This is a genomic window from Rheinheimera sp. (assembly GCF_030824435.1).
Lineage (GTDB): Bacteria > Pseudomonadota > Gammaproteobacteria > Enterobacterales > Alteromonadaceae > Pararheinheimera.
In genome coordinates this window covers 1-9,792 of record NZ_JAVBXS010000082.1, presented here as the reverse complement: position 1 = coordinate 9,792, position 9,792 = coordinate 1, and the positions used below count along the sequence as shown (strand labels likewise).

Below are 9,792 nucleotides of genomic sequence, written 5' to 3'. Positions count from 1 at the left end.
TGATTCAACTGAACGTCACACATCATCATCACCATCATCCGAAATAGCCGTTCAGGTTAAGTCGCTGAGGGGCTATCAAAGTAGCTCCGGTGCCTTGAATCATTCAAACACAACCCCGGAACTACGCCGGGGTTGTTGTTTTTTAAGGTTTAAATAAAGGAAAAATCAAATGTCCGCCAACACTGAAAGCAAAAGATTACGTATTGCCATCCAAAAATCAGGTCGTTTATCACAAGAGTCACAAGCGCTGCTCACCAGCTGCGGCCTGAAAATTAATCTGCGTGAACAACGGCTGATTGCCCATGTGGAAAATATGGCCATTGATTTGCTGCGGGTGCGCGACGACGACATTCCGGGTTTAGTGATGGATGGCGTCTGTGATTTAGGCATTATTGGCGAAAACGTGTTGGAAGAAATGTCGTTGCAGCGCCAGCTGGATAACGAAAGTTACGACTACACAGTATTAGCACGACTGGATTTTGGCGGTTGCCGTTTATCCATCGCCGTGCCGCAGGAAGAAGAGTATCAGGGCGTTAAAAACCTCGAAGGCAAAACCATTGCGACTACTTACCCAAGGCTTCTGAACCGATATTTAAAACAAAATGGCGTCAACGCCCGTATTGTGAATTTAAAAGGTTCAGTGGAAGTGGCACCACGCGCAGGTTTGGCCGATGCCATCTGCGATTTGGTATCCACCGGCGCCACCCTTGAAGCCAATGGTTTAAAAGAAGTAGAAGTGATTTACCGCTCTAAAGCAGTGCTGATTCAGCGCCGTGATTTAGACGACCAAAACCAGTTAAAGCTGATTAACAAACTGATGCCACGCATTCAGGGTGTAATGCAAGCCAATGAAAGTAAATACATTATGCTGCACGCCCCCCGCGCACGTTTGGCCGATGTGATTGCGTTATTGCCAGGCGCCGAAAACCCAACTTTGCTGCCGTTGGCCGGCAATGACGACTTGGTGGCTTTGCATGTGGTCAGTAGCGAAACCTTGTTCTGGGAAACCATGGAGCAGTTAAAAGCGCTTGGCGCCAGCTCTATTCTGGTACTGCCAATTGAAAAAATGATGGAGTAACAGATGCTGAATCTTCAGATCAACAACTGGAGCGCGCTGGATAACAAAGCCCAACAAGCTTTGTTGACCAGGCCCAAACTTCGCAGCAAAGCCGATTTAGCAGCCCAGGTGGCCGCTATTATCGACACTGTGCAGCAACAAGGCGATGAGGCGCTGCGTTTTTATTGCCAGAAATTTGATGGCATCAGCATCAACAACTTTGCGCTTGCAGAAGCTGTGCAGCAACAAAGGCTGGCGCTGTTAAGCCCGGACGCCAAAGCTGCCATAGAGCTGGCTTATGCCAATATCCGCAGCTTTCACGCGGCGCAACAACCAGAAGATATCAAGCTGGAAACCAGCCCAGGTGTGGTCTGTGAGCTTAAATACGCCGCTTTTGACAGTGTAGGTTTATATATTCCGGGCGGCAGTGCGCCGCTACCTTCCACAGTGTTGATGCTGGGTGTACCGGCGCAGCTGAGTGGTTGTAATCGTGTGGTGCTGGTCACCCCCCCAGGTCAGCCCCAAGCCACTGATATTGCTCCTGAAATTATTTACGCAGCCAAACTTTGTGGCATCAGCGAAATTTACACAGTGGGCGGCGCTCAGGCCATAGCAGCCCTTGCTTATGGCACTGAAAGTATTCAAAAAGTCAGCAAAATTTATGGCCCTGGCAATAGTTATGTCACCGAAGCCAAGCAGCAGGTCAGTGCAAGTGCCGAAGGTGCTGCCATTGATATGCCGGCCGGCCCTTCTGAAGTGCTGGTAATTGCCGATGCCAGCGCCAATCCGGCTTTTGTGGCGGCCGATTTATTATCTCAGGCCGAACATGGCCCGGATTCACAAGTGGTGTTGGTCAGCAACAGCGAATTTTTACTCAGCGATGCCATTAGCCAACTGAACATACAGTTAGAGGCCTTGCCGCGCTCAGACATTGCCCGTCAGGCGCTTGCCAACAGCCGTTTTATTCTGACGTCAGATTTAGCCACTGCAGCTTTAGTGTCCAATTTATATGCGCCTGAACACTTAATTATTCAGACCGCTGAAGATGACAAGCTGCTTGGCAAGCTCAGCAACGCCGCCAGCATTTTTGTTGGCGCCTGGACCCCTGAGTCGGCCGGTGATTATGCCAGCGGCACCAACCATGTGTTGCCAACCTATGGTTATAGCCGCACCCACTCAAGTTTAGGTTTATTGGACTTTTACCGCCGTTATACGGTGCAGACTTTAACTGCCCGGGGTATGCAGAATATTGGCCCTGCTATTGTGACGCTGGCCAATGCTGAAGGTTTAGCGGCGCACGCTAATGCAGTGTCTTTGCGTTTGGCCGCCCTTGCTGGCAATGCAGCCAATTCAGCAAATCCGGCTTTAGAAGGAAATTAATGATGAGCAGTGTCAATCCATTAGCCCGCAATTTGGTGAAACAGCTGACGCCTTATGCCTCGGCGCGCCTCAGCATGAGCGGTGGCTCGGTGTGGCTCAACGCCAATGAAAATGCGTTAGCGCCTGAATATCAGCTCTGCGGCAGCTACAACAGATACCCGGATTGCCAGCCACCGGCGTTAATTCAGGCTTATGCCGCTTATGCCGGTGTCAAACCCGAACAAGTGTTGGTCAGCCGCGGCGCTGATGAAGGTATTGAGCTGTTGATCCGCAGTTTTTGTGAACCCCAAACTCAGGATCAGAGCCAGATCCAAGGCCAAAGCCAAAGCCAAAGCCAAAGCCAAAGCCAGGACGGCGATAGCGTACTGATTTGCCCACCCACTTATGGCATGTATGCCATTAGCGCCGAAAGTAATCAGGTACGACGCAGCATTATTCCACTTACCGCAGAATTTACGCTGGACACGGCAGCAATGTTTGCCGCGCCCACACCCAAACTGGTGTTTATTTGTAGCCCGAATAACCCAACAGGTGATTTAATTCCGCGTCAGCAAATTATTGATGTGCTTGAATTTTATAAAGAGAAAGCACTGGTGGTGGTGGACGAAGCTTATATTGAGTTTGCACCAGAGGCGACAGTGCTAAACCTACTGAATGACTATCCGAATTTAGTGGTGCTGCGCACTTTATCCAAAGCTTTTGCGCTCGCTGGCCTGCGTTGTGGTTTTACCCTGGCAGCACCCGACATTATTAACGCGCTGAAAAAAATGATCGCGCCCTACCCGCTGGCCGCGCCTGTTGCCGAAATTGCCACCCAGGCGTTGTCAAGCGAGGGCCAGGCGCGCATGCAGCAAAGCGTTAAAACTATCAACGCACTGCGGGATGCTTTTATTGAGTTTGCCCATAACCAACAAGGCGTGTTGAAAGTCTATCCGTCGAACGCCAACTATGTGTTATTGCAGGTAAAAGATGCCGCAGCTTGTGTGGCGGCTTTAGTGCAAGAAGGCATTTTAATCCGCAACCAATCCAGTCAGCTGGGGCTTTCGCAAGTGGTGCGGGTGTCTATTGGTAACCCCGAAGAAATGGCGTTGGTGCAAGACGCTTTAACACGGTATTTCCAGCAGGAAAACGCCAGCGGCACAACAAATACCAGCAATACAGCAAATACAAATTCTCAACTTTTCAGCGCAGGAGCAAACTAATGTCGGGCCAGGCTATTTTATTTATCGACCGCGACGGCACTATGGTGGAAGAGCCAGCCATTGATAAGCAGTTGGATTCTTTGGAAAAACTGGCGTACGAGCCGGGTTTGGTGCCAGCGCTGTTAAAGCTGCAGGAAGCTGGTTACACCCTGGTGATGGTGACCAATCAGGATGGCCTCGGCACCAGCAGTTTCCCGCGCGACACCTTTGACGCACCACACGACAAAATGATGCAACTGCTGAATTCACAAGGCATTCGTTTTGCTGACATTCTGATTTGCCCGCACTTTGAGCGCGATAACTGTAGCTGTCGTAAACCTAAATTGGGGCTTGTGAAAGACTATCTGCAACAAGGCCGCATCGACTTTACCAATTCTTTTGTCATTGGTGACCGCCTGACCGACGTACAGCTGGCCGACAATATGGGCCTGCCAAGCTTCCAATATGACAGAAACACTTTGGGCTGGGCTGAAATTACCAAACGCATTTTAAGTAAAGGCCGCACCGCCACTGTGGTGCGCACCACCCGCGAAACCGACATCAGCGTCAGTGTCGATTTGGACAATAAAGGCGGTAACAGCATCAGCACAGGTGTGGGCTTTTTTGACCATATGCTGGATCAGATTGCCACCCACGGCGGTTTTTCGCTGCAAGTCAGCGTCAAAGGTGATTTGCATATTGACGACCACCACAGTGTGGAAGACACAGCGCTGGCGCTGGGTCAGGCACTGAAACAAGCCATTGGCAACAAACGCGGTATTAATCGTTTTGGTTTTGTTTTGCCGATGGACGAATGCCGCGCCGAATGTACTTTGGATTTATCCGGCCGGCCGCTGCTGAAATTTGATGCCGATTTAGGCACTGGCCTGGTGGGTGAGCTGAACCTTGAGATGGTGCCGCACTTTTTCAGAAGTTTAAGTGACGCCATGTTAATGACTTTGCATTTATCGGTCAGCCCGGGCAATACACACCATAGGGTGGAAGGTTTATTTAAAGCATTTGGCCGCGCTTTGGGTCAGGCCATTTTAAAAAGTGGTGACGCGCTGCCAAGCAGCAAAGGCGTTTTATAAAGCCGTTTTATCAAAAGGTATGCTTTAAATGACGGATATTGTGATGAAAAACAACGGCACATCAGTGGTGATTGTCGACACCGGCTGCGCAAATATCACCTCAGTGTTGTGTGCTTTTGAACGTTTAGGCGCAAGGGTTGCGGTCAGCCGTGACGCTGCAATGATTCAAAGTGCTGACAAAGTGATTATTCCGGGTGTTGGCACTGCCGCTCAGGCTATGGCCAATATTCAGGAGCGTAACTTAACCAAGGTTTTGCAAAACCTGACACAACCGACTTTGGGCATTTGCCTGGGTATGCAGCTGATGACGGACTATAGCGCCGAAGGCAATGTGCCATGCCTGGGGCTGATTCCGGGCCAGGTGCTGCCGCTCGAATCCAAAGGTTTACGCCTGCCACATATGGGCTGGAATACGTTAAAAAAGGCGGCAGGCAAAGAACAGCACCCTGTGCTTCATGGCTTAACAACTGACGATTATGTGTATTTTGTACATAGTTTTGCGGTAGCACCGTCGGAATTTATGCTGGCGAGCTGTGATTACGGCAGCCAATTTGCCGCCATCATTGGCAAAGGCAATTACCTGGGCATGCAATTTCACCCTGAGCGCTCAAGTGCAGCCGGCCGTAAATTGCTGCAAAACTTTTTAGACTTAAAGGCCGCAGATTTAAGCTGACGCTCTGGCTGTTGCTTTGGCAGCAACAGCCCCAAACCGCGCGGCGCAACTAAGCCACAACCAAGCCGCAACAAAGCGACAACAGGCAGTGGCCACAGATTTTAAAAGGACAATAACGTGATTATCCCGGCAATAGATTTAATAGATGGTCAAACAGTCCGGCTGTATCAGGGCAGTTATGACAAAACCACCCAGTACCAGCAAACGCCGTTTGAACTTCGCGACTTATACGCCGCAGCCGGCGCTGGTGTTTTGCACCTGGTGGATTTAAGCGGTGCCAAAGATGCCGCCAAACGTCAGCTGCCGCTATTAAAACAACTGATGCAACAAGCGCCGCTGCCTATTCAGGTAGGCGGTGGTGTGCGCACTGAACAAGATGTGATTGATTTACTGGAAGCTGGCGCCTCGCGTGTCGTGATTGGCAGTTTGGCCATTCGTGAACCGGCCTTAGTGCAACAGTGGCTGCGCACTTATGGCGGCGACAAAATAGTGCTGGCGCTGGATGTCGCCATCAACGATAAAGGTGAAAAAACCCTGCCAAGCCACGGCTGGATTGAAGCCTCAAATATTACGCTGGAGCAGGTGCTGGATGGTTTTATAACCGCTGGCGCGCGCCATGTGCTCTGTACCGACATTAGCCGCGACGGCACGCTGCAAGGGCCAAATACGGAACTGTATCAGGAGCTTGCTGCTAAATACCCGCAAATTTTATGGCAGGCATCAGGCGGTGTTGGCAACCTTGAACATATCCGTAGTTTAAGAGGCAGCGGCGTGGCTGGCGTGATTTTAGGCCGCGCTTTGCTGGAAGGAAAATTTAGCATTCAGGAGGCTATCCAATGCTGGCAAAACGGTTAATTCCCTGCCTCGATGTGCGCGATGGTGTGGTGGTGAAAGGTGTGCAGTTTCGTAACCACGAAGTGATTGGCGACATAGTGCCGCTGGCCAAACGTTACGCCGAAGAAGGCGCCGACGAGCTGGTGTTTTACGACATTACCGCCTCCAGCGATGGCCGGGTGGTGGATAAAAGCTGGGTGCGCCGTATTGCCGATGTCATCGACATTCCGTTTTGTGTCGCCGGTGGTATTAAATCGGTGGAAGACGCCGGTCGTATTCTGGAGCTGGGCGCCGATAAAATTTCGGTGAATAGCCCGGCGCTGGCAAGGCCACAGCTGATTGCTGAGCTCAACCGTGCTTATGGCCAGCAATGTGTAGTGGTGGGCATCGACAGTTTTTTTGATAAAACAACAGGCCAATATCAGGTATATCAGTTTACCGGTGACGAAAGCCGCACTGCCAAAACCAACTGGCAGACGCTGGATTGGGTAAAAGAAGTGCAGCGCCTGGGCGCCGGTGAAATTGTTTTAAACTGCATGAATCAGGACGGCGTGCGTCAGGGTTATGATTTAACGCAGTTAAAACTGGTACGCGCGGCCTGTAACCTGCCGCTGATTGCCTCGGGCGGCGCCGGTGACATTCAGCATTTTATTGACGTATTTTTACAAGCCGATGTAGACGGCGCTTTAGCTGCCAGTGTATTTCACAAAGGCATTATTCAAATCAGCGATTTAAAACAGCAGCTTAGAGCAAGCGGTGTGGAGATCAGGCCATGAGCAGCATTGTCGATAACGACAGCATTGAACAATTAAAGTGGCCAGCCGATGGTTTGTTGCCGCTCATAGTCCAGCACGCCATTTCCGGCAAAGTGCTGATGCAGGGCTACGCCAATAGCGACGCACTGCGGCAAACCTTAAAAACCGGTCAGGTGACTTTTTTTAGCCGCAGCAAACAGCGGCTCTGGACCAAAGGCGAAAGCTCGGGCCATTTTTTAACCCTACAAAGCCTGAGCGCTGATTGTGATTCAGACAGCCTGCTGGCGCTCGCCCTACCCGACGGCCCGACTTGTCATTTAGGCACCGAAACCTGCTGGGACAGCCAAACTGCAAACGGCGCGAACAGCCCGAGTTTAAGTTTTTTAACTGACCTGGAAGCTGTGATAGCACAGCGCCAACACGCCGACCCAAAATCGAGTTATACCGCGAGCTTATTCAACCGCGGCGTCAAACGCATAGCGCAGAAAGTCGGTGAAGAAGGTGTGGAATCTGCTTTGGCAGCCATGGCAGGCGACAGGGAAGAACTGAAAAACGAAGCTGCGGATTTGATTTTTCACTTGCTGGTGCTGTTAAGATCGCAAGATTTGCAGCTGAATGATGTGATTGAGGTTTTAAAAAGCCGGCATCAATAAAGAGCTTTTGCTCTGAAGGCTTTTATGAATCACTTGCTGCATTTGTGGCAAGTGATTCACCCGTTAAGGTTTTTCTAAGTCTGTACGAAGCTAAATTACGCCCCCTACCAAGCACAAAAACACTGATGTTTTACTCGGCACGAACCACCACCGGCAACTACTACGTTCGCCCGTTCGCGCCTCCCGCGCTCACTCTTGAATGCTCACTCCGCAGCTCCAGGTGTTGGTTTATTGGCAAGAGAAAGTACTGACCCATTGGTTTTCCTATCTAGGGTCATTCTTTTTTCTCACTCAATCTAATCTGAACAGTCCCTGTTCGCATTATTTCAGTTTTTGCTAAACCTATTTTCATATCTTGAAAATAACCATTAAAAAGATTCTGCTCCTGACTCTTAACCGCGTAAACAAAACCTATTTTACTATATTTACCAGCATCACCGGAACTTGGTATTTTATATATATAATAGAGCACTGAATGATTATCAAAACGAATAATCTCGGCAGACTCAGAATACCAGTTATTCATAGTCGTTCTATCATTATTAAAATCAGTCAACTCACCACCAATTAGGCGAAATCCATTTATTGTATTTATTATCTTAACATTACCCACACGTTCCTTTTCAACACCGTCATCACTAAATTTAATCTTTATCATCCAATTCAAATCTGGTATATCAGAATTTTTCACGGCAGGTATAAACCTAAATATAAAAGAAAAAAACTTTTCTTTACCAAAGTAAACAATTGCAGCGAAAACAATGACGAGCGCGGCATTCAAAATATCAGCGTAATCACCAAGAGGAAAAAGTTTTATAAAATACCGAATCAACTCCGCAGACAAAAGAAGAAAAATCATTGCCTTAACTGTATTTTTTTCATTAGAATTGTATTTCATTTTTTTGACTTCCTTTTCAATTCAAACACTGCAATAGAATGATTCCTCGAGTAAAAATCCACTTTCAATTTATCATGATAGTTATAGTCTGCTGGTAATAAAGGTTCTTTCATTTTAGTGACTTTTAATCCAGCATCAGAAGCCGCATCGAATATTTGTTCAAAACTGTATTTATTGAGATGTATCACAGCATCTTTTCCAAGAAAATCAGCCTCATACTTTTTATTTCTATTGTTATCTCCACTTAAATAACCAGTATCATTTTTAGAGACAGCGAATAACCTCTCCGGATGTAATGATGATGTAACAATCCTACCTGACCTACCAAGCATTTCTTCCATTTTTTTAAAAGAGCTTCGAAGATCATCAAAATAACCAAGCATAAATGTTGCGAGTACAAGATAAAAATCCCTGTCATTATGATAATCCATTAACTTGACAGGTTTAAAATCAATATTATATGTACCATGCCCACTTGAAACCCCACAATATTTCCTAGCAGCATCAATCATAGTTTCACTAGGATCAATCGCGACGACATTAGCGCCCATTTTATAAAAAGATTTAGTATAAACCCCAGGACCGCAGCCAACATCCAGCACGTTAACCCGCTTAAAGCTTTTTATGTCCTTAATAAAATCTCTAACAACCGGAGATTCAATATGTTCATTAAACAGTGCACCTTCAGTCAATCGAACTTTAATATACTCAGAACTGAAATTGTCATATATATCAACATTAACATCTAGCTCCATCTGCTTCAACGCAACCTCCTTGATGTGTACAGATACAAAAATAATTCTTAGAAAACCAAAACAGAGTCGAAAACGATGAGTAAACGATGAGGGTCAGGTCTTGCGTTTTGCCTCAATCGATTCTGGAGTCGCAAAAAAAAGTGGATGGTCGTTAGTTGGATTTGCAGTGGCCGAAAGCCGAATCTAACTCAAGTCCCAAACATCCTTTTCTGGCAACCTTAGTACTGTAGTACCTTGTTTTTAGATAAGTTAAATCAGCTTTGATAAAACACCAAGCACTTTTTGGGAACTGGTTACGCAACACAAAACAACGTTGGTAAATTTCAGTTTTACCGGCTTTTAATACAAACCATAAAAACCAATCCCCTGCGCCAGCGCTTTCCCTCCCCGTTTAGCCGAGCCGATAAAAATTGAAAGTTTGAGGTTTTAAGACGCCAACTGTTTGAGACGGCTGACGTTAGCAGCCGTCGAGTTTTGGCGGCGCCTCAAACTTTTGATTTTTAGCGGGCTTTCGA

At 47.8% G+C, this 9,792-nt stretch carries 10 protein-coding genes; 8 read left to right on the top strand and 2 right to left on the bottom strand.

Annotated features, from left to right (window positions below):
• The first annotated feature begins 169 nt into the window (after positions 1 to 169).
• From hisG to hisIE, 8 genes are all read left to right on the top strand, one after another.
• Positions 170 to 1,078 carry an ATP phosphoribosyltransferase gene (gene hisG, locus RCH83_RS14150; RefSeq protein ID WP_306523212.1) on the top strand — a complete coding sequence of 303 codons (909 nt, stop codon included), beginning with the start codon at positions 170 to 172 and terminating at the stop codon, positions 1,076 to 1,078.
• 3 nt (positions 1,079 to 1,081) lie between these two features.
• Entirely contained in the window at positions 1,082 to 2,437 is a 1,356-nt protein-coding gene (hisD, locus tag RCH83_RS14145; RefSeq protein ID WP_306523210.1) for a histidinol dehydrogenase, read from the top strand.
• A gap of 2 nt (positions 2,438 to 2,439) precedes the next feature.
• Positions 2,440 to 3,639 carry an aminotransferase class I/II-fold pyridoxal phosphate-dependent enzyme gene (locus RCH83_RS14140; RefSeq protein WP_306523208.1) on the top strand — a complete coding sequence of 400 codons (1,200 nt, stop codon included), beginning with the start codon at positions 2,440 to 2,442 and terminating at the stop codon, positions 3,637 to 3,639.
• Positions 3,639 to 4,709 (top strand): bifunctional histidinol-phosphatase/imidazoleglycerol-phosphate dehydratase HisB, encoded by a 1,071-nt coding sequence (gene hisB, locus RCH83_RS14135; RefSeq protein WP_306523206.1) that lies wholly within the window; start codon positions 3,639 to 3,641, stop codon positions 4,707 to 4,709. The genes RCH83_RS14140 and hisB overlap by 1 nt, the downstream gene beginning before the upstream one ends.
• Positions 4,710 to 4,737: 28 nt before the next feature.
• On the top strand, positions 4,738 to 5,382 hold the full coding sequence (gene hisH, locus RCH83_RS14130; protein WP_306523204.1) for an imidazole glycerol phosphate synthase subunit HisH: 645 nt from the start codon (positions 4,738 to 4,740) through the stop codon (positions 5,380 to 5,382).
• A 117-nt stretch (positions 5,383 to 5,499) separates the two neighbouring features.
• Positions 5,500 to 6,237: a 1-(5-phosphoribosyl)-5-[(5-phosphoribosylamino)methylideneamino]imidazole-4-carboxamide isomerase gene (gene hisA / locus RCH83_RS14125; protein ID WP_306523202.1), complete on the top strand. Its 738-nt coding sequence runs from the start codon at positions 5,500 to 5,502 to the stop codon at positions 6,235 to 6,237.
• Entirely contained in the window at positions 6,219 to 6,992 is a 774-nt protein-coding gene (hisF, locus tag RCH83_RS14120) for an imidazole glycerol phosphate synthase subunit HisF (protein WP_306523200.1), read from the top strand. Before hisA ends, hisF begins: the two co-directional genes overlap by 19 nt.
• Positions 6,989 to 7,624 (top strand): bifunctional phosphoribosyl-AMP cyclohydrolase/phosphoribosyl-ATP diphosphatase HisIE, encoded by a 636-nt coding sequence (gene hisIE / locus RCH83_RS14115; RefSeq protein ID WP_306523198.1) that lies wholly within the window; start codon positions 6,989 to 6,991, stop codon positions 7,622 to 7,624. Before hisF ends, hisIE begins: the two co-directional genes overlap by 4 nt.
• Positions 7,625 to 7,898: 274 nt before the next feature.
• On the opposite strand, the gene RCH83_RS14110 is transcribed toward hisIE, so the two are convergent.
• A complete protein-coding gene (locus tag RCH83_RS14110; protein WP_306523196.1) occupies positions 7,899 to 8,522 on the bottom strand; it encodes a hypothetical protein in 624 nt (207 codons plus the stop codon).
• A complete protein-coding gene (locus RCH83_RS14105; RefSeq protein WP_306523214.1) occupies positions 8,519 to 9,277 on the bottom strand; it encodes a class I SAM-dependent methyltransferase in 759 nt (252 codons plus the stop codon). The genes RCH83_RS14110 and RCH83_RS14105 overlap by 4 nt, the downstream gene beginning before the upstream one ends.
• Positions 9,278 to 9,792: the final 515 nt, after the last annotated feature.